Source organism: Streptococcus sp. Marseille-Q5986, from assembly GCF_946902915.1.
Classification (GTDB): Bacteria; Bacillota; Bacilli; order Lactobacillales; family Streptococcaceae; genus Streptococcus.
In genome coordinates this window covers 284,596-311,389 of record NZ_CAMPPY010000001.1, presented here as the reverse complement: position 1 = coordinate 311,389, position 26,794 = coordinate 284,596, and the positions used below count along the sequence as shown (strand labels likewise).

General features: G+C 42.2%; 26 protein-coding genes, 3 pseudogenes, 1 riboswitch and 1 other annotated feature. Of the genes and pseudogenes, 8 read left to right on the top strand and 21 right to left on the bottom strand.

Annotated features, from left to right (window positions below):
* Positions 1–30 precede the first annotated feature (30 nt).
* On the top strand, positions 31–690 hold the full coding sequence (locus tag OVN21_RS01755) for a prepilin peptidase (protein ID WP_267247018.1): 660 nt from the start codon (positions 31–33) through the stop codon (positions 688–690).
* Here the strand turns inward: OVN21_RS01755 and trpA are convergent.
* The 14 genes and pseudogenes from trpA to OVN21_RS01685 form a co-directional block, all read right to left on the bottom strand.
* Entirely contained in the window at positions 662–1,438 is a 777-nt protein-coding gene (gene trpA / locus OVN21_RS01750; RefSeq protein ID WP_267247017.1) for a tryptophan synthase subunit alpha, read from the bottom strand. The two genes, OVN21_RS01755 and trpA, sit on opposite strands and share 29 nt — an antisense overlap.
* Positions 1,431–2,654 (bottom strand): tryptophan synthase subunit beta, encoded by a 1,224-nt coding sequence (gene trpB, locus OVN21_RS01745; RefSeq protein ID WP_267247016.1) that lies wholly within the window; start codon positions 2,652–2,654, stop codon positions 1,431–1,433. Before trpB ends, trpA begins: the two co-directional genes overlap by 8 nt.
* Positions 2,632–3,231, bottom strand: coding sequence for a phosphoribosylanthranilate isomerase (locus tag OVN21_RS01740; protein WP_267247015.1), 600 nt, complete (start codon positions 3,229–3,231; stop codon positions 2,632–2,634). The genes trpB and OVN21_RS01740 overlap by 23 nt, the downstream gene beginning before the upstream one ends.
* Positions 3,218–3,985 carry an indole-3-glycerol phosphate synthase TrpC gene (gene trpC, locus OVN21_RS01735; RefSeq protein ID WP_267247014.1) on the bottom strand — a complete coding sequence of 256 codons (768 nt, stop codon included), beginning with the start codon at positions 3,983–3,985 and terminating at the stop codon, positions 3,218–3,220. Before trpC ends, OVN21_RS01740 begins: the two co-directional genes overlap by 14 nt.
* Positions 3,982–4,986 (bottom strand): anthranilate phosphoribosyltransferase, encoded by a 1,005-nt coding sequence (gene trpD / locus OVN21_RS01730; protein WP_267247013.1) that lies wholly within the window; start codon positions 4,984–4,986, stop codon positions 3,982–3,984. The genes trpC and trpD overlap by 4 nt, the downstream gene beginning before the upstream one ends.
* Positions 4,987–4,996: 10 nt before the next feature.
* On the bottom strand, positions 4,997–5,563 hold the full coding sequence (locus tag OVN21_RS01725) for an aminodeoxychorismate/anthranilate synthase component II (protein WP_261274617.1): 567 nt from the start codon (positions 5,561–5,563) through the stop codon (positions 4,997–4,999).
* The gene (trpE, locus tag OVN21_RS01720; RefSeq protein ID WP_267247012.1) at positions 5,560–6,921 is read right to left on the bottom strand and encodes an anthranilate synthase component I; all 1,362 of its coding nucleotides are present in this window, start codon (positions 6,919–6,921) and stop codon (positions 5,560–5,562) included. Before trpE ends, OVN21_RS01725 begins: the two co-directional genes overlap by 4 nt.
* A 292-nt stretch (positions 6,922–7,213) precedes the next feature.
* Positions 7,214–7,345: a hypothetical protein gene (locus tag OVN21_RS01715; RefSeq protein ID WP_267247010.1), complete on the bottom strand. Its 132-nt coding sequence runs from the start codon at positions 7,343–7,345 to the stop codon at positions 7,214–7,216.
* Positions 7,346–7,398: 53 nt separating this feature from the next.
* Positions 7,399–7,628 (bottom strand) — a binding site (T-box leader).
* Positions 7,629–7,662: 34 nt separating this feature from the next.
* The gene (locus OVN21_RS01710; RefSeq protein WP_267247009.1) at positions 7,663–8,892 is read right to left on the bottom strand and encodes a DegT/DnrJ/EryC1/StrS family aminotransferase; all 1,230 of its coding nucleotides are present in this window, start codon (positions 8,890–8,892) and stop codon (positions 7,663–7,665) included.
* 42 nt (positions 8,893–8,934) lie between these two features.
* A complete protein-coding gene (locus OVN21_RS01705) occupies positions 8,935–9,627 on the bottom strand; it encodes a sugar transferase (RefSeq protein WP_267247008.1) in 693 nt (230 codons plus the stop codon).
* Between the two features lie 182 nt (positions 9,628–9,809).
* Positions 9,810–11,552 (bottom strand): ABC transporter ATP-binding protein, encoded by a 1,743-nt coding sequence (locus OVN21_RS01700; protein WP_267247007.1) that lies wholly within the window; start codon positions 11,550–11,552, stop codon positions 9,810–9,812.
* Positions 11,542–13,287 carry an ABC transporter ATP-binding protein gene (locus OVN21_RS01695; protein WP_267247006.1) on the bottom strand — a complete coding sequence of 582 codons (1,746 nt, stop codon included), beginning with the start codon at positions 13,285–13,287 and terminating at the stop codon, positions 11,542–11,544. Before OVN21_RS01695 ends, OVN21_RS01700 begins: the two co-directional genes overlap by 11 nt.
* Positions 13,288–13,447: 160 nt before the next feature.
* A complete protein-coding gene (locus tag OVN21_RS01690) occupies positions 13,448–14,068 on the bottom strand; it encodes a DUF421 domain-containing protein (RefSeq protein WP_267247005.1) in 621 nt (206 codons plus the stop codon).
* Positions 14,069–14,079: 11 nt separating this feature from the next.
* Positions 14,080–14,522: pseudogene (locus OVN21_RS01685) on the bottom strand (DUF3290 family protein).
* 134 nt (positions 14,523–14,656) lie between these two features.
* On the opposite strand from OVN21_RS01685, the gene OVN21_RS01680 reads away from it, so the two are divergent.
* From OVN21_RS01680 to OVN21_RS01665, 4 genes are all read left to right on the top strand, one after another.
* Positions 14,657–15,484, top strand: coding sequence for an exodeoxyribonuclease III (locus OVN21_RS01680; RefSeq protein ID WP_267247004.1), 828 nt, complete (start codon positions 14,657–14,659; stop codon positions 15,482–15,484).
* A gap of 11 nt (positions 15,485–15,495) precedes the next feature.
* Positions 15,496–15,882 carry a bleomycin resistance protein gene (locus tag OVN21_RS01675; RefSeq protein WP_267247003.1) on the top strand — a complete coding sequence of 129 codons (387 nt, stop codon included), beginning with the start codon at positions 15,496–15,498 and terminating at the stop codon, positions 15,880–15,882.
* Positions 15,883–16,106: 224 nt separating this feature from the next.
* Positions 16,107–16,202: riboswitch (purine riboswitch) on the top strand.
* Between the two features lie 119 nt (positions 16,203–16,321).
* The gene (locus OVN21_RS01670) at positions 16,322–16,903 is read left to right on the top strand and encodes a xanthine phosphoribosyltransferase (protein WP_267247002.1); all 582 of its coding nucleotides are present in this window, start codon (positions 16,322–16,324) and stop codon (positions 16,901–16,903) included.
* A complete protein-coding gene (locus OVN21_RS01665) occupies positions 16,903–18,165 on the top strand; it encodes a nucleobase:cation symporter-2 family protein (protein ID WP_267247001.1) in 1,263 nt (420 codons plus the stop codon). The genes OVN21_RS01670 and OVN21_RS01665 overlap by 1 nt, the downstream gene beginning before the upstream one ends.
* 85 nt (positions 18,166–18,250) lie before the next feature.
* Here OVN21_RS01665 and OVN21_RS01660 read toward each other — a convergent pair whose 3' ends face one another.
* From OVN21_RS01660 to OVN21_RS01635, 6 genes are all read right to left on the bottom strand, one after another.
* A complete protein-coding gene (locus OVN21_RS01660; protein ID WP_267247000.1) occupies positions 18,251–19,117 on the bottom strand; it encodes a type II restriction endonuclease in 867 nt (288 codons plus the stop codon).
* Complete coding sequence (locus tag OVN21_RS01655; protein ID WP_267246999.1) at positions 19,104–19,874, bottom strand: DNA-methyltransferase; 771 nt, start codon at positions 19,872–19,874, stop codon at positions 19,104–19,106. Before OVN21_RS01655 ends, OVN21_RS01660 begins: the two co-directional genes overlap by 14 nt.
* A 25-nt stretch (positions 19,875–19,899) precedes the next feature.
* Complete coding sequence (locus OVN21_RS01650) at positions 19,900–20,754, bottom strand: DNA adenine methylase (protein ID WP_267246998.1); 855 nt, start codon at positions 20,752–20,754, stop codon at positions 19,900–19,902.
* 156 nt (positions 20,755–20,910) lie between these two features.
* Complete coding sequence (locus OVN21_RS01645; RefSeq protein ID WP_267246997.1) at positions 20,911–21,315, bottom strand: PaaI family thioesterase; 405 nt, start codon at positions 21,313–21,315, stop codon at positions 20,911–20,913.
* A 69-nt stretch (positions 21,316–21,384) separates the two neighbouring features.
* Complete coding sequence (locus OVN21_RS01640) at positions 21,385–22,866, bottom strand: UDP-glucose--hexose-1-phosphate uridylyltransferase (protein WP_267246996.1); 1,482 nt, start codon at positions 22,864–22,866, stop codon at positions 21,385–21,387.
* Positions 22,867–22,884: 18 nt separating this feature from the next.
* A complete protein-coding gene (locus OVN21_RS01635; RefSeq protein WP_267246995.1) occupies positions 22,885–24,063 on the bottom strand; it encodes a galactokinase in 1,179 nt (392 codons plus the stop codon).
* A gap of 164 nt (positions 24,064–24,227) precedes the next feature.
* Between OVN21_RS01635 and OVN21_RS01630 the strand changes: the two are divergent.
* The 3 genes and pseudogenes from OVN21_RS01630 to OVN21_RS01620 all read left to right on the top strand — a co-directional run.
* Positions 24,228–24,341 (top strand): annotated as a pseudogene (locus OVN21_RS01630) (LacI family DNA-binding transcriptional regulator); the annotation flags it as partial.
* A 391-nt stretch (positions 24,342–24,732) separates the two neighbouring features.
* Positions 24,733–25,215, top strand: coding sequence for a transposase (locus OVN21_RS01625; protein WP_267246929.1), 483 nt, complete (start codon positions 24,733–24,735; stop codon positions 25,213–25,215).
* Between the two features lie 202 nt (positions 25,216–25,417).
* Positions 25,418–25,948 (top strand): annotated as a pseudogene (locus OVN21_RS01620) (transposase); the annotation flags it as partial.
* A 76-nt stretch (positions 25,949–26,024) separates the two neighbouring features.
* Here OVN21_RS01620 and OVN21_RS01615 read toward each other — a convergent pair.
* On the bottom strand, positions 26,025–26,780 hold the full coding sequence (locus OVN21_RS01615; RefSeq protein ID WP_267246994.1) for an SDR family NAD(P)-dependent oxidoreductase: 756 nt from the start codon (positions 26,778–26,780) through the stop codon (positions 26,025–26,027).
* Between the last annotated feature and the right edge of the window lie 14 nt (positions 26,781–26,794).

Genomic DNA, 26,794 nt, shown 5'->3' with positions numbered 1-26,794 from the left:
ACTTCTCCCATTTTTTACGAATAGATAAGTATGATTGATTTTTATTTTTTTCTTGTCGGGAGCATTCTCGCTTCCTTTCTTGGTTTGGTTATTGACCGTTTTCCAGAGCAATCCATTATCAGTCCAGCCAGTCACTGTGATTCTTGTCAGACTCGTTTGCGTCCCTTAGATTTGATTCCCATCCTCTCTCAGGTCTTTAATCGCTTTCGCTGTCGCTACTGCGAGGTCCACTATCCTATTTGGTATGCCCTCTTTGAACTAGGCTTAGGACTCATCTTTCTGCTTTACTCTTGGGAATTACTCTCCTTGAGTCAAGTCATCCTAATCACTGCTGGTTTGACCTTGGGCATCTACGACTTTCACCATCAGGAATATCCCCTACTGGTCTGGATGACTTTCCACCTAATTCTCATGGCTTCCTCTAGCTGGAATCTGGTCATGGTCTTCTTCCTTGCTCTTGGAATTTTGGCTCATTTTATCGATATCCGCATGGGCGCAGGGGATTTTCTCTTTCTAGCTTCCTGCTCTCTCGTCTTTAGCGCAACAGAATTACTGATCTTGATTCAGTTTGCTTCTGCTACAGGGATTCTAGCCTTTCTCCTGAAAAAGAAAAAGGAAAGACTTCCTTTCATGCCTTTCCTCTTACTTGCTGCTTGTGTGATTATTTTTGGTAAGCTACTGCTTGTTTGATAAAGTCCTGAATCGGCTCTCCTTGATGGAGAGCTTTTACGATTTTTGAACCGACGATAACGCCATCTGACACCGCATTGAAGCGTTCTACATCGGCTTGACTAGATACGCCAAAACCTGTCAAGACTGGGATATCGGCCACTTGATGCAATTGTGCCAAGTGCTTGTCCAAGTCTGCACGGTAATTGCCAGATTTCCCTGTCACCCCATTGATGGCAACCGCATAGACGAATCCTTCTGCCCCATCAATCAACTCTTTCTGGCGCTCAATTCCTGTCGTCAAACTAACTAGGGGAATCAAGGCGATGTCTGTATCTGCCAAAAATGGTTCTACAAAGTTGGCATGCTCATGAGGCAGGTCTGGGATAATCAAGCCCTTAACCGCTGTATCAGCCAGATCTTTGACAAAGTTCTCCACACCGTACTGAAAGAGGGGGTTGAAGTAGGTCATAATGACCAGCGGAACCTCTGTTTCAATGGTTTTCAAGGTTTCAACCAAAGCTTGTGTCGAAGTACCATGGGATAGACTACGCAAGCCAGCTTCTTCGATAACAGGTCCATCTGCAACAGGGTCTGAAAAGGGAATGCCCACTTCAATGGCAGAGACACCCAAATCTTCTAAAAAGTGGATTGTTTCAGCGAGACCGTCCAAACCTTTCTCATGATCTCCAGCCATGATATAGGGAACGAAAATTCCTTTTCCAGCTGCTTTTATAGCGTTTAATTTTTCTGTTAGTGTCTTAGGCATGAGCTTCTCCCTTCTTTGCTGCATCTGCTTCCAAGCGGTCCTTGACTTGAACCACATCCTTGTCCCCACGACCTGATAAACAGACAATCATGGACTTGTCTGGGCCAAGTTCTTTGGCCAATTTCACTGCAAAAGCGATAGCATGGCTAGATTCCAAGGCTGGGATAATCCCTTCCACACGAGACAAGAGTTGGAATCCTTCCAAGGCTTCTTCGTCTGTCACAGGGACATAGCTGGCACGTTTGATATCGTGGTAGTGAGAATGTTCAGGACCGATACCAGGATAGTCTAAACCTGCTGAGATAGAGAAAGCTTCAAGAATTTGACCATGGGCATCTTGGAGCACATCCATGAGGGAACCGTGAAGAACACCTGGACGACCCTTGGTCAAGGTAGCTGCGTGGTGCTCTGTATCCACACCAAGTCCAGCCGCTTCAGCTCCATACATAGCTACAGACTCATCTTCTACAAATGGATGGAAGAGACCGATGGCATTAGAACCACCACCAACACAGGCTACTAGGGCATCTGGTAGATCTTGACCTGTCAAGTCACGGTACTGTTGTTTAGCTTCTCTACCGATGACACTTTGGAAGTCACGAACGATTTCTGGGAAAGGATGAGGCCCCAAGGCAGAACCAAGGATATAGTGGGTATCATCGATATTAGCCACCCATGAACGAAGAGCTGCATTGACCGCATCCTTGAGCACGCGCGAACCATCTGTCACTGCCTCAACTTTGGCTCCCAAAAGCTCCATACGGAAGACATTGAGGGCTTGGCGTTTAACATCTTCCTCACCCATGTAGATGGTACATTCCATGTTAAAGAGGGCCGCAGCTGTTGCAGTTGCCACACCGTGCTGACCTGCACCTGTTTCAGCGATAATTTTCTTTTTACCCATGCGTTTAGCAAGCAAAACTTGTCCCAAGGCATTGTTAATCTTGTGGGCCCCTGTATGGTTAAGGTCTTCACGTTTAAGATAAATCTTGGCTCCGCCGATATGCTGAGTCAAATTTTTTGCGTAGTAAAGGGGAGTTTCACGTCCCACATACTGGCGCAAAAGTTGGTTTAATTCCTCTTGGAAACCGGGGTCTGCCTGACTTTCACGGTAGGCCTTCTCCAACTCCAAAACTGCTGTCATCAATGTTTCTGGGACAAAACGTCCGCCGAATTTTCCGTAAAATCCATCTTTATTTGGTTCTTGATATGCCATTCTTTACCCTCTCTATAAATCTTCTAATCTTTTCATGATCTTTTTGTCCATCTGTCTCCACTCCGCTTGATACATCTACTGCATAGGGAGTAAAGTGTTGAATTGCTTTTACTACATTATCTTCCTTAAGCCCACCTGCGATAAAGAAGGGTTGAGTTAATCCTGTCGTATCCAGTTGAGCCCAGTCAAAGGTCTGACCACTCCCTGCCACAGGGGCATCAAAGAGTAGATAGTCTGCCTGAGAATTAGGCGCATGACCATTTCCATCCACCTGCACAGCCTGAATACTGGCACAAGGCAAATTCTCAAACAAATCATCCGCCACCTGACTGTGAACTTGAACCAAGTCCAAGCCAACTTTTTCAATCGCTTCTAGCAGTTCTGCCCGACTTGGTGAAACAAATACACCAACCTTTTTGATATCTGCAGGAATAAGCTTTGCCAGCTCAGCAGCCTGATCCAAGGTCACCTGTCTTTTACTGGGTGCAAAGACAAAACCGATATAGTCTGCTCCTGCTGATACAGCTGTCTCCACCGCTTCTTTGGTCGATAGTCCACAAATTTTAACCTTTGTCAATCTGCAACTCCTTGATTCTCTGGGCCACATCTTCTGCCTGCATAAGAGCTGTCCCTACCAAAATTCCGTTAAAGTATGGTGCTACTCGTTCCGCATCCTGCCCTGTGAAAATAGCAGATTCAGAAATGTACAAGCAATCATCTTTGAAATGTTTAGCCAAATCTACACTGGTCTGCAAGTCAACTTCAAAGGTAGTCAAGTTGCGGTTATTAACACCAATAATCTCCGCACCAAGTCTGTGAGCCACTTCTAGTTCAGCTAGATTGTGAGTCTCCACTAAAACTTCCAGACCAAGTTCCGTCGCGTAGTCATAAAGTTCCTTGAGACGTTCTTCAGACAAGGCTGCCACAATGAGTAGGATGACCGTTGCACCTGCATTGCGAGCGCGGATGATTTGCTTTTCATCGATAATAAAGTCCTTGTTGAGCGTTGGAATGTTTACCTGACTGGAAATCTCCCGTAGATAATCCAAATGACCTTTAAAGAAAACTTCATCTGTCAAAACAGAAATCATCACTGCGCCATTTTCTTCATAAGTCTGGGCCTGTTGCACAATATCCACATCGAGATTGATATCTCCCAAACTAGGGCTAGCTTTCTTGACCTCAGCGATTACCTGTAAACGGTCTTGGTGTTGTTTTAGATAGTCAGCCAAGCGATAGGTCTGGCGCAGGGGCTGGATTTCCTCCAGCTCCATCTGCTCAACCTCACGCGCCTTCTGCTCCAAGATTCGTGCTAAAAATTCCTGACTCATTTTTGGTACTCCTGTAACAGTCTGAGTTTTTCAAGGGCCTTGCCACCAGCAATCACTTGACGGGCCAAGGCAACTCCTTCCTTGATACTAGCTACCTTACCATTAGCATAAAAACCAAGACCAGCATTCAAGACTGTGGTTTCCAAGAATGGACTTGCTTCGTTTTTCAGAACGCTGAGCAAAATTTCTGCATTTTCCTGAGCATTGCCTCCACGAATATCTTCGATAGCGTAGCGCTCCATCCCCAAATCTTCTGGAGTGAAGCTTGACAAGGTAATTTCGCCATTTTCAAGAAGAGCAATCTTGGTTGTTCCGTTCAAGCCAGCTTCATCAAGACCTTCTGGTCCAGCAACCACGATGGCACGTTTACGACCCATATTTTTCAAAACCTGAGCTGTACTTTCTAAAAGTTCTGGACGACTAATGCCAAGAAGCTGTGTTTCCAAAGCTATTGGGTGAATCAGGGGACCAGTCAAGTTCATGATCGTTGGAATTCCTAGTTCCAAACGAGCTGGCATGATGTATTTCATTGCTGGGTGCATATTTTTAGCGAAGAGAAAGACGATTCCAGTTTTATCAAAGACCTTACCTAGTTCAGCTGGTTTGAGGTCAAGATTGATGCCCAAGGATTCGAGGACATCTGCAGAACCAGATTTAGAAGAAATCGAGCGGTTACCGTGTTTTGCCATATGAACACCACCACCAGCCAAGACAAAGGCTGAGGTTGTGGAAATGTTAAAGCTGAAGGATTTGTCTCCACCTGTACCACAGTTGTCCATGGCATCATGAATTTCAGTTGGAATATGTTGGGCATGACCTCTCATGACTTGGGCAATGGCTGTGCGTTCTTCAGGTGTTTCTCTCTTCATCTTAAGAGCTAAGAGGAGAGAAGCAATCTGCGCCTCCGTTACACGCCCAGTTACGATACGCTCAATGACATCCGTCATTTCCACACCTGATAAATTTTCAAATTTTGCTAGTTTTTCAATAATCTCTTTCATCCTAGTTTCCTCACTTTACAACCTTCTCGATAAAATTCCGAATAGAAGACAAGCCATCTGGCGTTCCAATGCTCTCTGGATGGTACTGGAAGCCATAAATCGGTAGGTTTTTATGTTGAATTCCCATAATGGCCTGATCATCAGTCGAACGAGCTGTCACTTCAAACTCTTCTGGCATTTCTTCAATTAAAATACTGTGGTAACGCATGACCGCACGGCCATCCTCGATACCTTGATACAAAACAGATGGCGCTTCAAAACTGATATTGCTCTGCTTCCCATGCATGACTTTTGGAGCCAAGCCTAGCTTACCACCAAAGACTTCTGCAATGGCTTGATGACCCAGACAAATCCCAAGAATCGGCTTTTTGCCAGCAAAGTCACGAATCATATCTTCCATCTTTCCAGCATCAATTGGCCAACCTGGACCAGGAGAAAAGACCAAACCATCTGCTTTTTCAGCTTCTTCATATAGCTTGGGATCATCATTTCTCAAGACCTGAACTTCTGCAAAATTCCCAATGTATTGGGCCAAGTTATAGGTAAAAGAATCATAGTTATCAATCAATAAAATCATGGTCTTAGTTCTCCAATTCTAGTCATAGATTTAGCTTTGTTAATGGTTTCTTGGTATTCGTTTTGGGCGATAGAGTCGTAGACAATCCCTGCCCCAGCCTGCACATAGGCTGTTTGATTTTTGAGAATCATAGTTCGGATGGCGATGGCCAAATCCATATCACCCGTTGCAGACAAGTAGCCGATTGCTCCTGCGTATACGCCACGTTTTTCTGTTTCCAGTTCATAGATGCGTCTCATCGCTCGAATCTTTGGTGCTCCAGAAACGGTTCCAGCAGGAAGTGTTGCTTTCAAGGCATCCATAGCAGTGAGTTCTGGAATCAAATGTCCCTTGACCACACTGGTCAAATGCATGACATAGCGGAAGAGCTCCACTTCCATATACTTGGTGACTTGGACACTAGCCGTTTCAGAGATGCGACCAATATCATTACGACCCAAGTCTACTAACATTCGATGCTCTGCTGTTTCCTTCTCATCAGAGAGGAGGTCTGTCGCCAAAGCCTTGTCTTCTTCATCAGTAGCTCCTCTTGGTCGTGTCCCTGCAATCGGATTGGTTGTCACGATGCCATTTTTGACAGAAACCAAACTTTCTGGACTAGCTCCGATGATTTGATAATCCCCAAAATCATAGAAATAGAGGTAATTAGATGGATTAGTCACACGGAGATTTCTGTAGAAGTCAAATGGATTTCCAGTAACTTCTGCTGAGAAGCGCTGACTAAGCACACATTGAAACATATCCCCGTTACGAATCAAGTCACGAGCGGTTTCTACCATTTCCTCAAACTTCTGAGGAGCGATATGGGGTTTGAAGTCAAGTGGTGATAAATCCAAGTCTTCAAATTCATTTGGAGCAGGAATGCGTAATTCCTCAAGCACTTGGTTCAAGGCTTCTTCCAAGTCTTCTTGACTACGCTCACTATAGAGAGCATCCTCGATGACATGGATTTTCTCCTTCTTGTGGTCAAAGACCATGTAACTCTCATAGACAAAGAAATGCATGTCTGGCGTTCCAATTGTATCTTCAGGAATTTGACCAATTTCTTCATAAAGCGAAATCATATCGTAACCAACAAAACCAATGGCTCCACCACCAAAAGGTAGGTCTGAGTGGTGCTGGCTCTTATGAGTCACTTCATAAAGAAAATCCAAGGGATCCCGATCAATAACTTGGCCATTTTGATAGAGAACTCCATTTTCAAACTTAATCTCAAAAACTGGATTATAAGCTAAGATAGAAAAACGAGCGGTTTCCTTGTCTCTCGGAATACTCTCTAAGATAACCTTGTGTTGCCCCTTTAGGCGCATATAAGCCAAGATTGGTGATAAGACATCTCCATGAATAATTCGTTCCATTGTAATTTCCCTTTCAGTTCTAATTCTAGTTCGTAGCGACTGTATGAAAAATCCCCACGCAAAATAACTTGCGTGGGACGAAATTCGCGGTGCCACCTCAATTATAGGATTTCTCCTATCTCTCATTCCTGTCTCAAAAACCTCCTGTAACAGGCTGTGCGATAAAGGGCACTCCCTTGAGAATTATGTTTTTTTCTCTTGTTTCAGATGGACCCAACCTTACAGCTTTCTCTGCTTGTTTCCAGCAACCACAAGCTCTCTGGGAAAGAAAGTACTGTAATTTTTCCATCTATTATTTTTTAGCTTCTAGGTAGTCTGCAATTGCAGCTACGTCCTTATCTCCACGACCAGAGACATTGATGATGAGATTTTTATTTCGATACACCTTTACTAGCTTCTTTCCTTGATAGTTCGAATCTTTCAACTTTCTATCGCTATCATGTTACGAAAAAAGCCCACACACGGAATCGATTTCCGTGTGAGGGCGTTGGTAACGCGGTGCCACCTCAATTATAAAGGGACTATCCCTTTACATCTCTGCCTTGTCTAACAACAAGTTGCACTGTAAGGTGTGCGCACCGAATTTTCATTGTTTCAAATTCATTTTTAAAATCAGCCCACTTTCACTACTTCCAACCACCTGTTCACAATGACCACAGGCTCCCTGAAGATCAAAAATAGTTACTTTTCTGATTTGTTGAACTTATTTTAATACTTTGTTTTTTCTTTGTCAAGACTTTTTTACGATTTTTTTGATAAAGTTAGCACTTTTTCAGAAACTGTTTTGAAAGTCTCAATGATATAGTCTACTTCTTCATCGCTTAGTTTAGTATGAAGTGGAAGCGTAATTTCATTTTCAAAGAAGGCATAGGCTCTTGGATAATCTGCCATATCAAAACCAAGATTCTTATAGGCTGTCAAGAGAGGAAGCGGTTTGTAGTGGACATTACTTGCAATTCCTGCTTTGGCCAATTCTTGGATGATAATGTTGCGTTCTTCTAGGCTCACTCCTTCTACATGGGTGATGTAGAGGTGGCGTGAAGATTCGACAGTTTCAGTCTTGTGTGCCAATGGATGGATACGAGAACCTGCAAAACCACGATCATAGCGATCCACGATATCCTTACGACGGCCAAGCAAACTTTGGTAACGGTCCAATTGTACCAAACCAAGTGACGCCATGATATCTGTCATGTTACACTTGTAGGCTGGTGTAACGATATCGTATTCCCATGACCCCAGTTGCATCTTAGCAAGAGCATCCTTAGTTTGCCCGTGAAGGGAAAGGATTTGGAATTCCTTGTACATTTCTTCGTCATCAATCGCTGGATTGGCCTTCCAAGTCGCACTTCCACCCTCAGCAGTCGTAAAGTTCTTAACTGCGTGGAATGAGAAGGAAGTAAAGTCAGCGATAGAACCAGCAGGTTGTCCTTTATATGTTGATCCCAAAGCATGGGCACTATCAGAAACAATCACGATACGGTTAAAGGCTTTTTGCCACTTGCTTGCAGCTGTAAAGAGGTCACATTTCTTCTCCGCAACTTGGAACAAACGATCATAATCGCAAACAATCCCCGCGAGCTCTACTGGGATGATCACCTTAGTTTTTTCAGTGATAGCTTGCTCCAGCAGGTCATAATCCATCTCAAAAGTATCTGCTTGGATATCCACCATGACAGGGGTTGCCCCTACGTGAGTGATAACACTACATGAAGCTGTATAAGTCATGGCTGGAACGATGACTTCATCACCAGGTCCAACTTCCAAGACGCGCAAGATCAACTCAAGAGCGGCAGTCGCAGAGTTAAGGCAGACAGTCTTAGGTGTCTGTGTATATTGAGACAAGCGACGCTCTAGTTCTTTTGTCTTCGGACCTGTTGTGATCCAACCAGAACGCAGAGTGTCTGCTACTTCAGCAATTTCTGCTTCTGTAATATCGGGTGGTGAAAATGGAATATTGTAATTTGGCATTGATTTACTCCTTTTATCTGTACTCATTCTCTCATGACTACTTTATTTTAGCACTTCAAACACGGTTTGAAACATGATTTTGATATCTCCAAGGAAACTAAACTCTCGTAGATAGGCGAGGTTATAGCGCATCTTTTCAGGAAGGACGTGTTCGACATAGGCTTGGTCAACCGACAGACCTTTCTCCGTCATTTGACTGATGATAGTGTCCTCATCCTTGTAGTTGATGCTGGCTGGAGAGGTAATCCCTGCTGGCAAAAGCAAGGTTGCCATCATTTCAGGGCTATACTGCTCTGTGTAGCGTGGCACTTCAGGTCGTGTACCAACAAAGGACATCTCACCTTTAAGGACATTAACCAACTGAGGCAGTTCGTCCAAACGGACACGGCGGATGAAATTGCCAACCTTAGTAATGCGACTATCGTTAGCAGAAGTCACCAGACTGCCTTTTTTATCCGCATCCGTCACCATGGTACGGAACTTCCAAATCTTGAAAGGTCGATTATACTGGGTCACGCGCTCTTGCTTATAAATCACTGGTCCCTTGCTATCCAACTTAATCCAAATACCCAAGATCAGAAATACTGGGGAAGTCAAAATTAGCAAGACCAAGGCCAGAATCCAGTCCAAACAACGCTTGAAAATCAGTGAACCTTTCCTTTTAGAGACAAGCTGGTAGTAAGACTCAACCTCGCTTGATTTCATTTCCACGGGCAAGTCTTCCCATTTCAGCATGCTGTTTCTCCTTTGTTTTTTTATACTATTTGTCAACATTTTTCATTATACCACAAAATAGAAAAGGCGGTGAAAGAAATCTGTAATTTGAAGGATTTCCTTCTTATACTTAATGAAAATCAAAGTACAGCTTTTAGCTTGCAGATAAAGATGACCTGGTTTTAATAGATTTTCAAAGAGTATTAGGACATGGCCCCTGCCTGCAAACTATACATCTTGTGATAGGTTCCTCCCAGAGCCAAGAGTTCCTCATGGGTTCCACTCTCAATAATGCGCCCCTTATCCAATACGTAGATACAGTTGACATCTTGAATAGTAGAAAGGCGGTGAGCGATGGCAATGGTGGTTCGTCCCTGTCTCATCTTCGCCAGAGAAGCTTGAACTAAACTTTCTGTTTCAGAGTCAATATTGGCTGTCGCTTCATCCAAAATCAAGATTTTAGGCTGACTGGCAACTGTTCTAGCAAAGGCTAGAAGCTGACGCTGACCAGTAGAGAAGCTCGAACCACGCTCAGAAACAGGGGAATCATAACCCTGAGGAAGGTCCTGAATAAAGGAATCTGCATCCACGAAGGCTACCGCAGCCTGAACCTGCTCATCACTGATCTCTTGGTACATGGCGATATTGGACTTGATGGTCCCATGATAGAGGAAGGGATCCTGCAAGACTAGACCGATATTTTTTCTCAGCTCTTCCTGGCTGTATTCCCGAATATCCACATCATCCAAGAGAACTCGCCCTGACTGAAATTCATAAAAGCGCATGAGGACACTGATAATAGACGATTTCCCTGAACCTGTATGACCTACAAAGGCAATGGTTTCACCCTTGTTAACGGAGAAGGAAATGTCATCCAGAATCGGATGCTTCCCATCATATGAGAAACACACATGTTCAAAACGAATGTTGCCTTCTTTGACCTCAGTCTGACCATTTTCTTGAAGAGGCTCATAGGCCCTCTCGTCAATCAAGGCAAATACACGGCCTGCAGAAACCATAGACGTTTGCAGGGTTGAAAAGTTTTGCGTCACTTCAATCAAGGGATCAAAGAGACGATTGATGTACTGGATAAAGGCATACATAGTCCCGGCAGTTATTCCCAGATAAAGTCCTCGATAGCCAAAATAGACCATTAAAACTGCATATCCTAGGAGTTTCAACAAACTCATGGCAGGGCGCAAAAAGAGGGCATCCAAGGCTACAGAACGGTTGGCATAGACCAAGTGTTCTTGGTTGATTTCATCAAACTCTGACTGCAGGCGCTTCTCTTGATTAAAGGCCTGGATTATTCTGATTCCCTCGATGTTTTCGGCTAGCTTACTATTGATATCTGATAAGAGACTTCTAGTTTTTTCGATGATTTTGACTGACTTTTTCCGATAGAGATTGACCAAAAGGAAAATCAAGGGGAGAAAGAGCAAGACCAAAGCTGTCAAACGAAAATCCAACACCAACATGGTATAAAGGGTTGTCAGAAAGATAAAAACTGCAGAAATAAAGCTGGATAAAATCCCCGAAAACATATCACTGATTGTCTCGGTGTCATTTGTCAAACGAGAGACGATAGAGCCTGCTGGCGTCTTGTCAAAATAAGACATGCCCAGCTTCTCCATATTAGCAAAGGCATCCCGACGAATATCCCTAACAATACTGTAGGACACGCGCGCAAAGAGAAGATTACCGACATACTGGACCAGAGTTTGTAGGATATAAAGGCCATAGTAGACCAGCAAAACGGTAACGGCAAGTTGATTGAGGTTGCTGAGATACTGGTCAATAAAGTGGGAAGCCACAAGGGGAATGACACTTTTAATGACCGTCGTCGCTAGGAGAAAACTGAGTGCTAAAAAGGTCAGGAGGCTGTAAGGCTTGAGATAGGACATCAAGCGCTTCAATACAGCCCATTGTTCTTTCTTATTCTGCATCTTCTTCTCCTTTCATTTCCAACTGCTGAGACTGGTAGGTTTGGGCATACCAGCCATCCAAAGCTAGCAAGTCTTCATGCCTGCCTCGTTCGATGATTTGGCCATTTTGCAGGACTAAAATCAAATCTGCATGGACAACCGCACTGAGGCGATGAGCCGTGATAATGGTTGTCTTGTCATTTCGCGTCTCCTTGAGGTTGTCGATAATCGCATACTCCGTCTTGGCATCCACGGCCGACAAAGAATCATCCAAAATCAAGATATCAGGGTCTAAAATCATAGCCCGACTCATGGCCAGACGCTGCTTTTGACCTCCAGAAAGACTGACTCCCTTTTCACCAATCAACGTATCAAATCCCTGAGGCATGGCTACAATGTCTTGGTAAACTTGGGCTAGCTTAGTCGCTTCCTCGACCGCTGAAAGTGGTAAATTAGGATTAGCAAAGCGGATATTGTCTAAAATCGAAGTCGCAAAGAGAAACTGGTCCTGAGGAACATAGCCCATGAGACTGCGAAGGTCTGTCAGACGATAGTCACGAATATCGTGGCCGTTTAGGTAAATGGCACCCTTATCCACATCGTATTCACGCAAGAGGAGTTTAATCAAGGACGTTTTTCCAGAGCCTGTCTGCCCGACCAAGCCCAGAGTTTGCCCTTTTTCCAAACTAAAGTGAATATTTGTCAGTGTTTCCTCATTTTCAAAGGCAAAGCTGTCAATATCGTACTCTAAGCGCCCATTTTCAATACTGTCTAGAGGAAACTCAGGGTCTTGTACAGGTGATTCCTGAGACAAAAGTTCCTCAATCCGCTGGTAAGAAACCTTCCCTCGCTGAGTGATATTAAAGAGGAAGCCGATGGCCATAAGAGGCCAAACCAGCATATCCAAGTAGCTGATAAAGGTTACTAGATTCCCAACGGTAATCTGCCCTTCCTGAACCATCAAGGAGCCTACCAAGAGCGTTAAAACATAGGAGGAACCAACAAATAAGAGAACCATAGGGTCAAAGAGACTATCGTATTTCATAGTTTGGAGGTTCTTTTGGAAGGTCAATTCATTGACTGCCTGAAAGGACTTCAACTCGTCCGCCTGGTAACCGAAAGATTTGGTTACTTTAATACCTGATACAGACTCCTGCACCTTGTTATTGAGTTCGGAAAAGGCAGCTTGGGATTCGCCAAAGGCCTTATGAGTCTTTCTCCCTAAACGACTGGTGGCATAAGCCATAAAAGGCAGGGGCAAAATAGCAACCAGAGTCATCTGCCATGAAATGCTAAAGAGCATGGTCAGCAAGGTCACTAAAGCCGTGATAGAAGCATCCACCGCAGACATAACACCGCCACCTGCTAGACGAGTCAAGGCATTGATATCGTTGGTTGCGTGTGCCATCAGGTCCCCCGTCCGATAGGTTTGATAAAAGGCTGGAGACATTTTTGTGAAATGCTCAAACAAGCGAGAGCGCATAATCTGCCCCAGACGGTAGGAAGTCCCAAGAATATACATACGCCACACATAGCGCAGATAGTACATTCCAAAGGCTGCAAGCAGCAGGTAAAATAGGTCAAGAAGGAGGTCCTGCTGGGTTAATTGCCCCGATGTGATGGCATCAATGACCCGCCCCATGACCATAGGTGGAATGAGATTGAGGACGGAAACCAATACCAGAGCCACAATCCCGACTAGATAACGGCGTTTTTCTAACTTGAAAAACCACCAAAGTTTTTTAATAATGGACATAAAATCCCTTTCTGATTGTAAATGGAAACCTGAGGCCAATACTCAATGAAAATCAAAGAGCAAACTAGGAAACTAGCCGCAGGCTGTACTCGAGTACGGCAAGGCGACGTTGACGCAGTTTGAATTTGATTTTTGAAGAGTACAAGACCCCAGGTTTTTCTTATTCATAGGTTACGACTGTAACGGCACCCTTGTCATACTCAGCGATAAAGATATTGGCTACATTGTCATGTCCTTGCTTGTTGAGGTTATCAAGCAACCACTCTTCGCTACGACCAATCGATTCCAAGACGTCCACTTGGATCACACCGTCAGTCACAACTGGATACTTAGGATTTTCATCTCCCATTTGGACCACAATGAGTTGGCCATTTTGCTCCTGCACTGCTCGTTTGACTTGTTTCATCTGGAAAATCCCTTGGCTACGTAGTTTGAGGGCTACATCCGCTGCAGACAAGCCAACTGAACGACAGGCTTCTGGGTCAATCTGCCCATTTTTGATCAGGAGAGTCGGTTTTCCATCAATCAAGCGTTTGACAAAACGAACATTGTTGTTGAGCCATTTGAGGGTCAAGACCAAAATCGTCCACATCATCAAAATCACTGCGTATTGCAGAATACTGATTGAACTATTGTAAATCACCCCACCGATGATACCACCGAGAACATAGTTCTGAATTTGGTCTGTCGCAGAGTTAGGTGCTAGGTTCCCCTTTCCTGTCACATTGATCACAAAAACCAGCGAGAAGAGGCCCAAGACCAATTTGATTAAAATTTCCATGTAGTTGAGTATTACTTGTTTACCTCCACCAATTCAATAGCGTCTGTTTGATGAAATTCTAATTTCTCTAAAAGATACTTGTCTGGGTCACTTCCGTTTATAGCACGGTAGAAATCTGAACCTGCCTTGACAAGCGCTCCATCAGTGGCAGCTGAAGTATTGACGCAAACTTCTGATTTATCCACTCCCAAATCTTTGGAAACAACCTCGATGAAATGAAGTGAAGCTTGAAATTTATTATTAGAAACTTGATTGTTTTGATAAATCGTGATGCTGACCAAAAGGAGAGCTAATAAGGTCAGAGCTGAAATCATGACCAACTCACGAAATTTGGTCCCCTTTTTATCATGGTATGCCTTAAAAGCAAAAAAAACTGTCACAGCTAATAGGACAATCCCTAAACCAATCATGATGCCATTTGGCTGAGTACATAGCCATAAGAATAGAATTTCATCTATTTTCACTCCCCTTCATAAAATCATTCTTACATTATAAACGAAAGAGAGTGATTTTTCAAACCATACGTTGGGGAAATAAGGCTTTTTTTGGTATAATAAAATCTATAATCTGAATGAAAAAGGTAACTTTATGAAACTCATCTCATGGAATATTGATTCCCTAAACGCTGCCCTAACTAGTGACTCAGCTCGTGCCAAATTGTCCCAAGAAGTCCTACAAACCCTTGTGGCAGAAAATGCTGATATTATCGCTATCCAAGAAACCAAGCTTTCTGCCAAAGGGCCTACAAAGAAACACTTGGAAATTTTAGAGGAACTCTTCCCAGGCTACGAAAATACGTGGCGCTCTTCCCAAGAACCTGCCCGTAAAGGCTATGCTGGAACCATGTTCCTTTATAAGAAAGAACTTACGCCTACAATCAGTTTTCCAGAAATCGGTGCCCCTTCTACCATGGACTTGGAAGGCCGCATCATCACTTTGGAATTTGATGAATTTTTCGTAACGCAAGTTTACACTCCAAACGCTGGCGACGGTCTCAAACGCTTGGAAGAACGTCAAGTCTGGGATGTCAAATATGCAGAGTATTTGGCTGAACTAGACAAAGAAAAACCAGTCCTTGCGACCGGTGACTACAATGTAGCCCACAATGAAATCGACCTTGCAAATCCTGCTAGCAACCGCCGTTCACCTGGATTTACGGACGAGGAGCGTGCTGGATTTACCAACCTTTTAGCAACTGGATTTACGGATACCTTCCGCCATGTTCACGGCGATGTTCCTGAACGCTACACTTGGTGGGCACAACGCAGCAAGACTTCTAAAATCAACAATACAGGCTGGAGAATCGACTACTGGCTCACAAGTAACCGCATCGCTGACAAGGTGACCAAGTCTGATATGATTGACTCCGGTGCGCGCCAAGACCACACACCCATTGTCATGGAGATTGAACTCTAAGGAGAAAACGAATGGACTATCAAGCTGTCATTCCTGAATTTGTAGTATCTGACATCGAAAAATCACGCCACTTCTACTGCGACCTGCTAGGATTCTCTATCGAATACGAGCGTCCAGAGGAGAAATTTCTCTTCCTCTCGCTTGAAGACTGCCAACTTATGCTAGAAGAAGGCAGCGCAGAAGAATTAGCTCAGCTGACCTACCCATTTGGTCGTGGAGTCAATATCTCCTTTGGCATAAAGAATGTTCCAAAACTCTATCAAAAAGTGATGGAAGCAAACTATCCTATTTATCGTCCTTTAACCAAAAGAAAGTTTCGTGTTGGAGATCACTATATCTATCCTCATGAATTTGCAGTTTTGGATCCAGATGGCTATTTTTTAAGATTTAGCGAATAGAGAATAGAAAAAATCTTTCAAATCAGAAAAAGGCATATTGTCAGGTCTTGAAGAATCTTGATAATGTGCCTTTTATGATGAAAAAATCTTCTAAATGTTAGCTTATAATTGAGAATTTGTCCATTTTTCTTCAATTTGTTCGTCTTTTATTTCAAAACACTGACAAAATATTTGATTTCTAAAATTATTTAGTGTAAAATAAAAACATTGGCACAAGCCTATTTTAAATTGAATATCGTTTTACTTGTTTATGTCGTGAATTGGCACGACGTTTCTACAAGGTGCCAGAACACCTAACAATGAGTAAGTCTGCTGAAGGTATGGGTTGGGCCATACCTATTTGGAGGGCTTGCTTACCTGTTAAGTAGGTTCTTTTTCTATTTCTTGCTAGAAACTCTAAACAAGCAAATGGATTAGCTTTTAGACTTTAGGAGGTCTTATGAAATTATTAGAAGAGCGCATCCTCAAGGATGGGCATATCTTGGGTGACAACATTCTCAAGGTGGATTCCTTTTTAACCCACCAAGTTGACTTTAGCTTGATGCGAGAGATTGGTAAAGTTTTTGCGGAAAAATTTGCTACTGCTGGCATTACCAAAGTCGTAACCATTGAAGCTTCGGGCATTGTCCCAGCCATTTTTACAGCTGAAACCTTAAACGTTCCCATGATTTTTGCCAAAAAAGCTAAGAACATCACTATGAATGAAGGCATCTTAACTGCCGAAGTCTACTCCTTTACCAAGCAGGTGACCAGCACCGTTTCTATCGCTGGAAAATTCCTCTCACCAGAGGACAAGGTCTTGATTATTGACGATTTCCTTGCTAACGGCCAAGCGGCTAAAGGCTTGATCCAAATCATCGAACAAGCCGGTGCCACAGTCGAAGCCATCGGTATCGTGATTGAAAAATCCTTCCAAGATGGCCGCGATTTGCTTGAAAAAGCAGGTTACCCCATCCTATCACTTGCTCGCTTAGATCGTTTTGAAAATGGTCAGGTCATATTTAAGGAGGCAGATCTCTAATGCAAACTCAAAAAAAACACTCGCAAGCAGCCGTTCTTGGCTTGCAGCACTTACTAGCCATGTACTCAGGATCTATCCTGGTTCCCATCATGATTGCGACAGCCCTTGGCTATTCAGCTGAGCAGTTGACCTACCTGATCTCCACAGATATCTTCATGTGTGGGGTGGCCACCTTCCTTCAACTCCAACTCAACAAATACTTTGGGATTGGACTCCCAGTCGTTCTTGGAGTTGCCTTTCAGTCGGTAGCTCCCTTGATTATGATTGGGCAAAGCCATGGTAGTGGTGCTATGTTTGGTGCTCTTATCGCATCAGGGATTTACGTGGTTCTTGTTTCAGGCATTTTCTCAAAAGTGGCCAATCTCTTCCCATCTATCATAACAGGATCTGTTATTACCACGATTGGTTTAACCTTGATTCCTGTCGCTATTGGAAATATGGGAAATAACGTCCCAGAGCCAACGGGTCAAAGTCTCTTGCTTGCTGCAATCACTGTTCTGATCATCCTCTTAATCAACATCTTTACCAAAGGATTTATCAAGTCTATCTCCATTTTGATTGGTCTGGTTGTTGGAACTGCTATTGCTGCTAGCATGGGCTTGGTTGATTTCTCTCCTGTTGCAGCAGCACCACTTGTCCATGTCCCAACTCCACTCTACTTTGGGATGCCAACCTTTGAAATCTCATCTATTGTCATGATGTGTATCATCGCAACGGTTTCTATGGTTGAGTCAACTGGTGTTTACCTAGCCTTGTCTGATATCACGAAAGACCCAATCGACAGCACGCGCCTTCGCAACGGTTACCGCGCAGAAGGCTTGGCCGTACTTCTAGGAGGAATCTTTAACACTTTCCCTTACACAGGATTTTCACAAAACGTTGGCTTGGTTAAATTATCAGGTATCAAGACTCGTCTGCCAATCTACTACGCAGCTAGTTTCCTGGTTCTCCTTGGACTCCTTCCTAAGTTTGGCGCCCTTGCCCAAATCATTCCGGGCCCTGTCCTTGGTGGTGCCATGCTGGTGATGTTTGGTTTTGTATCCATTCAAGGAATGCAAATCCTCGCCCGTGTTGACTTTGCTAACAATGAACATAACTTCCTTATCGCAGCTGTTTCAATCGCCGCAGGTGTCGGACTCAACAATAGTAATCTATTCGTTAGTATGCCGACAGCCTTCCAAATGTTCTTCTCAAACGGAATCGTCGTAGCCAGCCTACTTGCCATTGTCCTCAATGCCGTATTAAATCATAAAAAGAAATAAGAAAAAGAAATAAGAAAAAGAGGTGTGAGCCTCTTTTTTGTTGACAAGTATAATCAATCCCAATTCCCATCTAATTGAATTGGATCTATTTCAAATTCTTTAAAATATTATGTTCCAAATCGTTAATATTATATAAGAATGGTAAAATATCAAATGTTTCTCGTAAATTCTTTTTAGCCTTATACCAACCTTGTCCATCAGTAATCCACATAAACTCAACATTAGGAATAGCTTTAGTTTCTTCAGCAATCATTTTGTAAGATCTAGCCGTCTCATTTAATTTTGAACCACCTCCTGAATAAAAATTAACCTCAATCAGATAAAGCACTGGTTCATTTTTTATGACAAAATCAAAACGTTTCACAGTATTCCCATCATTCGTAATAGCAGATAAATCGACAGAAAAAATTTCCTCTATTTCATTTTGTTCAATCTCTTTAAATAAATTCTCTCCTAAAATATATCCTTCAGCTTCAAGATAGCTTTGGACAATATTTTCCATCGCATCTCCAGTCCGATTTTTGCGCCCATTAGTATCCATACCAACCTCAACACCTGTAACGTAGTCAACTAAATTTGATACTAAATGATTTTGCAATAAATCAAATATACCTGATTTTTCCAAAAACATAGTATATTCTTCAATACTATAGTTTCGTTTACTAAAATCAAAATAGAAATCTTTTATCGGATCCTTAACAATAATCGTATCTCTCAAACGTTTAGCAATAAGTATAGGCACAACTTTCAAAATTTCTGGATAATTTTGATATAAGTCTAAAAAATCCTCTTGTATATTTTTACTACCAATAAGACTATTCATAATATTTAGAGCAACTTTTATACTAGATACATTTTTATAAACCTTAGGAAAATCTGTATAATAAGTCCAGTCAGCTACTGTGTCAGTCATCGTTGACAACCACTCATCAAAATTTCTAGTTTGTTTCATTTTCTGCCTCCAACCTCTTCCTTGCAATTTTTAAATATTCTTTTTCAGCATCGATACCTATAAATCTTCTATCTAATCGCTTCGCAACAACACCCGTAGTGCCACTACCAACAAATGGGTCTAGAATATAGTCACCCTCTTTAGTAGAGGCTAAAATAATGCGTTCTAACAAATACTCTGGTTTTTGAGTTGGATGTTTCCCAGCCCATTTTTCAACTTTCTTTGTTAAAGAACCGGTCCAGACATCTTTCATTTGTTTTCCATCATTCAATTCTTTCATTAAATCGTAATTGTAATAATGACGAGCTTTTTTATCATTTTTTCTTGCCCATAAAATAGTTTCAGTAGAATGAGTGAAATAACGACAAGATAAATTAGGTGCAGGGTTTGTTTTCTGCCAAGTAATGTTATTTAGAATTTTAAAACCTTCTTGCTCTAATGCCATTCCAACTGAGTAAATATTATGCAAACTCCCTGAAATCCAAATAGTCCCATTAGGCTTCAAAACTTCTTTTGCTAAACGAATCCATTTCCGATTGAATTCGTGCTTTTCCTCAAAGGAAGAAATCTTATCCCAATCACCTTTATCTACAGATACAACCTGTCCACCAGAATTTGATATACCACCGTTGCTCAAAAAATATGGAGGATCAGCAAAGATCATGTCCATGCTTTCTGGTTTCATTTTCGATAATAACTTAAACGTATCTGCATGAACAAGGATCATTTTATCTTTATTATAGTATGGTTTTGTCATTAAAACACCTCCATACTTATATTCGTTATTTTTCATAATTTGTGACTATAATTTCAGAAATTTTTCCTCGACTCGAAGATTTTGCTCCATTAGTTCGGGTAGCTTCAACATAATGGATATTAAAATCTCGATACAACTCCTCTACTAAAAAACTAGAGGAGTTTGATAACATAACATAAGCCCCTGTATCACTCAATTTCTTAAAGGTATCTCTTAATCTTACTTGATCATCATAAGAAAACCCCTCATGAGTGTAGGAAGTAAAGGCACTTGTCTCTGACAATGGAATATACGGGGGATCAAAATATACAAAATCCCCTGGTTGAACATCCAAAACAGCCTTTTCAAAATCTCCTTTTTTAATTTCTATTTGATTATTATTCAGATAAGTTGAAATAGCAGATACCAAATTCTCATCAACAATTTTAGGATTTTTATAACGACCATAAGGTACATTAAACTGATTCTTAGAATTCACACGATATAAACCATTAAAGTCTACTCTCAACATATAGAGAATACGTGCTGCTCTTTGTACTTCAGACATCATATCTATTCTTTCATCACGATCAGCAGAACGTAAATCTAAATAATATTCTTTTGAATTATATTCCTGATGAACTTTTAAAATTTCAATCAATTCTTGAGGGTTATCCTTAATTTGTTGATAGCAATTTATCAGTTCAGCATTAAAATCATTGATAACCGCATCTTTAGGAGCCAAATCAAAAAATAAAGCTCCACCTCCAACAAAAGGTTCGAAATACCTGTTATAGGTTTTAGGTATTAATTCTCTAATAACAGGCAATAATTGTCTTTTACCACCTGTCCATTTCGTGAACGGTTGTAAAGTAACTTCCTTTATTTCTTTTATCTTCATGCTTTTAATTATACCATAGAAATTAAAACACAACTCTTGTATTTTCTACCACATTACTAAATTTTCTATTTTAGAATTAAATCATATCAATATCAAAAAATGAGTAAGGCAAATTTTATAACTTCCAAAATTCACCTCACTCTATTAAATTACTCTTTATATCCTCACCTGTCTGTCTTCTGACCTTTGGCCTGTGACAAACATAGTGAAAGTTGCTTTACAGACATTTCTGCCTTCTTGATTGGTGATATCCACATCCACCACACATGTTGTGCGACCTTGATGGACGCATTTTCCTTTAATGGTCAGCACGTCGTCGAGTTTTCCTGCCTTGAGGTAGTTGATAGAGGACTGGAGCGTCACTCCATCAAGCCCCTGCGAGATAAGCACCAAACCACTAATCTGGTCACAAAGGGTAAAGAGATAGCCACCATGGGCATTGCCATAGTAGTTTAGCGACGAATCCACTACTTTGGTCGTCACCACAACGTGACCATCTCTCATTTGTTCAATTTCGTAATTTTCAAAGGCAGAGATAGCGTCAAAATGAAAATCTTTCATCGTTTCCTCCTGATAGTTCAAACGACACTATGATACTACTTTTTATAGGACTGTGCAAGGAGAGAGCTCCTAGCCTGGGAAACTTCCGACCTGTTCTACAAAACGCATAAAGGCTGCCTGTCCCTGCTCAGTCTGCTTGTAAACTCCTGCGTCCTCCAAAACACGCGCAAAGATAGCACCAACAGAGTCCTTGACGATTTCAAGGGCTTTTTCTTTATCCTCTAGGCCTGGATGTTGGGCTTTGAGTTGGTCTGCCCATTCCTGATGGTAAGAGGCAACTGCTTCATCATCTCCTACAAGGTAGCTTGCCACTTGCTCCACTTCCGCTTTCAATCGTGGCGGAAGGATAGCCAAGCCCATGACCTCAATCAAGCCAATATTTTCCTTCTTGATATGTTGAACATCCTTGTGGGGATGATAGATGCCATCAGGATGCTCTGGCGATGTCTGATTGTCTCGCAAGACCAGGTCCAACTCAAACTGGCCATCACGTTTACGCGCTATAGGTGTGATAGTGTGATGCGGTGTCCCGTCTGTCTCTGCCAAAATCTGCACTGTAGGATCTGAATACTGACGCCATTCCTGCAAAATCTTGTCAGCCAAGTTAATCAAATCCTCTTTAGAATCCGAAGTCAAACGTAGCACTGACATTGGCCACTTGACAATCCCAGCCTTGACTTGCTCAAATCCAGCAAAACAGAAAGTCTTTTGCAGAGGAGCCAATTCCATAGGAAATACGTGACAGCCTCCCTGATAGTGGTCATGAGTTAGAATAGACCCCCCCACAATCGGCAAGTCGGCATTAGAGCCTGCAAAATAGCCTGGAAACTGCTCTACGATAGCCAGCAGACGCTCAAAACTCTGACGACTAATGGCCATGGGACGGTGCTGCCCATCTAAGAAGATACAGTGCTCATTAAAATAAGCATAGGGCGAATACTGGAAGCCCCACTCCTGACCAGCCATTTCAAAACGGATAATACGGTGATTGCTGCGAGCTGGGTGGTTGACCCGACCATGGTAGCCTTCATTCTCTATACAAAGCTGACACTGGGGATAATTGCTAGCTTGCACCAACTTGGCTACCGCAATCTCCTTTGGATCCTTTTCAGGTTTAGAGAGGTTGATGGTAATCTCCAGTTCTCCGTAGTCTGATGGAACGCGATAAGCAATATTTTTAGAAATGGCCTTGAGCTTGATGTAGTCATTTTTCTGGCTGAGCTGGTAAAAATCTGCTATTGCCTGCTCTGGTGATTGGGCATAGGTTGCCCAAAAGTCACGATTGACCTGACTTGGACAAGGGGTTACCAAATCCATTAGTTCAGCACCAAGGATTTCACGCGCAGTCTGACTATCCTCAATCGTCTCTAATCGAACCACCTCCTCAACCAACTGATCCTTGAGGTCAATCAATTTATCCAAATCCGTCTCAACTTCCAAAACACCATCTCCCACTCGTGCCAAGACACGATTGGTCAGGTAGATTCGATCCATTTCCTCAAATGAACTTTCAGCAATGACATGTGTTACAAATTTATCTACTAAGGTCACTATAAAGCCTCCTTTTAACTAGTCAAGGACGCGAGTGCCACCTGCAACTTCAGCGATATAGAAACTTGGAGCATATCCAACGACTTCCTCGTAATGCTTGCCAACAGTTTCCTTAAAGGCCTCAACAGTATCTTTTTGCACCAAGGCAATAGCACAGCCACCAAAACCTGCCCCTGTCATACGAGCACCTAGAACTCCTTCTTGTGCCCAAGCAGTATGAACCAGGGTATCCAATTCCAAGCCAGTTACTTCATAATCATGCTCCAGAGAAACGTGAGAAGCATTCATCAAGCGACCAAAAGTTTCCAAATCACCTGCCTGAAGAGCTGCTTGAGCTTTAAGGGTACGTTGGTTTTCAAGCACAGCATGGCGAGCACGTTTCAAACGATTTTCGTCTTTAATCAGATAGCTGTATTGGTCAAAGGCCCACTCGTCCAATTCACCCAAGGTCTGAATATCCAAGTCAACTTGCAACTCTTCCACAGCTTTTTCACACTCAGCACGACGTTCATTGTATTTAGAATCTGCCAATTCACGACGTTTGTTGGTGTTCATGATAACAACAACATTGTCCTTCAAATCAAGTGGCACCAAGTCATACTCCAAGGTATTGGTATCTAGGTAAATGGCACGTTGGTCTGCCCCCATACCTATAGCAAATTGGTCCATAATACCAGAATTAACTCCAATAAAGTTGTTTTCTGTTTGTTTTCCGATTTTAACCAAATCCAAACGGTCTAGTTTTAAATCAAAGAGATGCTCTGCCACTACCCCTGTCAAAAGTTCCAAGGATGCTGAAGAAGACAAGCCAGCACCATTTGGGATATTCCCATAAACATAAAAATCAAAACCTTTGTCAATCACATGTCCAGCTTCTTGCAAGAAATGAAGGACACCTTTTGAATAGTTGGTCCAGTTGTGCTCTTTTTCAAACTTGAGGTCAGCTAAAGGTACTTCGATGATGCCCTTGTCCTCAAAGTTAGCTGAGTAGAAACGTAAAACTTGGTCGTCACGCTTACGAGCTGCACCGTAAGTTCCCAAGGAAATAGCAGCTGGAAAAACGTGCCCACCGTTGTAGTCTGTGTGCTCACCAATCAAGTTGATACGACCTGGTGAAAAGAATGTTTGGTCTGCTTCTTGACCAAAAACAGCAAGAAAGTCTTTGCGAAGCGCTTCAGCAGTAAGATGTTGTGTCATATGATTTCTCCTTTTACTGTCCGTTAAGTCACCTTAACGTGTAATCGTTTTCTTCTATTGTATCCAAGGGATTTCCCAAAGTCAATCCTTTTTACTAAACTTTTACTAAACTATCAGTAAAAAAGCAGGAAAATATGATATACTAACCTAATCAAGGAGGATTTATGGCTACCTTAAAAGACATTGCACAGCTAGCCTCTGTCTCTATCTCGACCGTATCCCGTGTTCTCAACCGCGATCAGAGCCTATCTGTCACAGAAGAAACCAGACACCGCCTTTTTTTAACCTATTTTATAGTGATTTATCCGAAAAGAAAGTCCGTAAAATCGGGCTTTTTTATTTTTCTAAATAGATAGGGATAACTATATCTACCATATAGATTTACACAAAAAACCTAGGACAATAGTCTCTTATCTCCAAAAAAGCAACGGATTTGCCGTTGCTTTTTGCATGGTTACGATAGTCTTGGTAAAATAGAATTGCACAATACACCATTTAGAAAGGCTATCTTATGCATATTCACTATAACAAAAATCAAACAACTTTACCACTAGAAATCCGTTCTTTCTTGCCACAAGACCATCTCGTCTTTATTATCTGAATACCTTGGAAGATAGTCCTTTCCCTACCTTCTATCATGCCTCTGCTCACCCGTCTTAGCACCCTAAAATGCTTGTATCTACTCTTCTATTTGCCTCTTCACAAGGGATTTTCTCTGCTCGAAAAATTGAAAAAATGATGATTGAAAATCTCGCCATGCAGTACCTAACAGGGCAGTTGGTTGTTAGCTATCGCACCATCAAGCGTTTTCGTGTCGCCGAAGGGATGGAAGAACTCATTCGTGATCTTTTCATCGACCTCAATCTTCGTTTAAAAACGGAAGAGTTAGTGATCTTAGATTGTTTGTGTATTGACGGGACTAAGATTGAAGCCAATGCCAACAAGTATCGTTTCGTGTGGAAAAAAGCAAGGGACAAGTTTTCCGTCAAACTGCAAGAACAGATCCAGATTTATTGTCAAGAAGAAATCATTCCTCTTATCCATCAAGCTATCGAACTAGAGACACAAGAGCCTATCTCCTCAGGGCAGTTGATTGAACTCTCTCACGTCCTTGAAGAAGAATTGCCAAGACATGGAGGAGACACTCCTTAAAGGAAAAGATGAGCGTAAAACCAAAGGTCGGAAACTCAAGAAAATCTTGCCTAAAGTCAAAGATGATTTTTCAGTACGTGCTGAAAAATAGGAGAAGGATCAAGAAACTTTTGTAGGTCGCAACAGCTTTTCCAAAACAGATACAGATACCAAGACTCTTCTCCCCTTACTTGAAACCTATCCACATGACCTAAAGACAGTTGTCGCAGATGCTGGATATGGAAGTGAAGAGAACCTCCTTCGTTTAGATGAAAAGGAGGTGAACCATCTGATGAAATATGCCATGTTTGATAAGGAACAAAAGAGAAGGTATACACAGTCAGCTAGAAACTTAGGGAATTGGTACTATAATGGCAAGGAGGATAGCTACACACATCCTGATGGCTGGTGTTATCGTTTTCGCCCTATCAAACATCAGAAAACAGAGACGGACTTTCAAGAGGAAATCAAGGTTTACTACGCTGATGAATCTGAATCAGCTCCTCAAAAGGGACTGTATATGAATGAAGGCTATCAGCACTTAAAAAATAAAGAATGCCAGGCGCTTTTATCTCCCCAAGGTAGACAGATTTTCGCTCAACGCAAGATTGATGTGGAACCTGTCTTTGGACAGATAAAGGCTTGTTTGGGGTACAAGAGAGGTAATCTGAGAGGGATGCGTCAAGTGAGAATTGACATGGGATTGGTACTTATGGCAAATAAGCTCCTAAAATACAATAAGAGAACGACTTAAAATGAAAAAGCTAGAGTTCTGCAATTGGAAATCTCTAGCTTTTTGTGGTTGAGAACTATTTTGTCCTAGGTTCTTTTTACTTATAATTAAAGATTCCTCCTGCCAACTTATCAGTTAGCTTGGGAAAGAGTGTATAAAACTTATGGGCTAAGTTTAACAAAACTGGGAGATTGAGTTCCCGTTTGTTTTTTCCTATGGTTTTGACAATCTTTCTAGCGACTTCATCTGGTTCTAAGAGAAAGCGGTCAACCGACTTAAGGTAGGTCCCATCTGGGTCTGCCTGGTTAAAAAAGGAAGTACGAATCGGTCCTGGATTAACCGTCGTTACATAAACACCATAGGACATAAGTTCGAGGCGCAGAGAGTTTGAAAATCCAATAGCCGCAAACTTGGTCGCTGAGTAAAGACTGGACTTAGCAGTCGCTATCAAACCTGCCATGCTGACGATATTGATGATATGCCCCTTTCCCCTCTCCTTCATACGAGCCGCAAGACGACGAGACAGATTCATCAGGGCAAAGGTATTGACCTCAAACATCTGGTGAATGTCTTGAACAGAGATCCGGTCGAAATCTTCAAAAATCCCGTAACCAGCGTTGTTAATCAAGACATCAATCTTGCCATAACGGAGATAGAGGTCAGCTACCAGATTTTCTAAGGCCGAGTCATCAGTAATGTCAATTTCAATCAATTCCACATTAGGATGATTTCCATAGAGTTTCGACAGTTTTTCCTTGTTTCTACCTAACAAGATCAGTTGGTCATTTGGCAAGAGTTTGACCATTTCTTGGGCTAAGCCACCGCTAGCACCTGTAATGAGAATTGTAGACATATTTATCCTTTCTC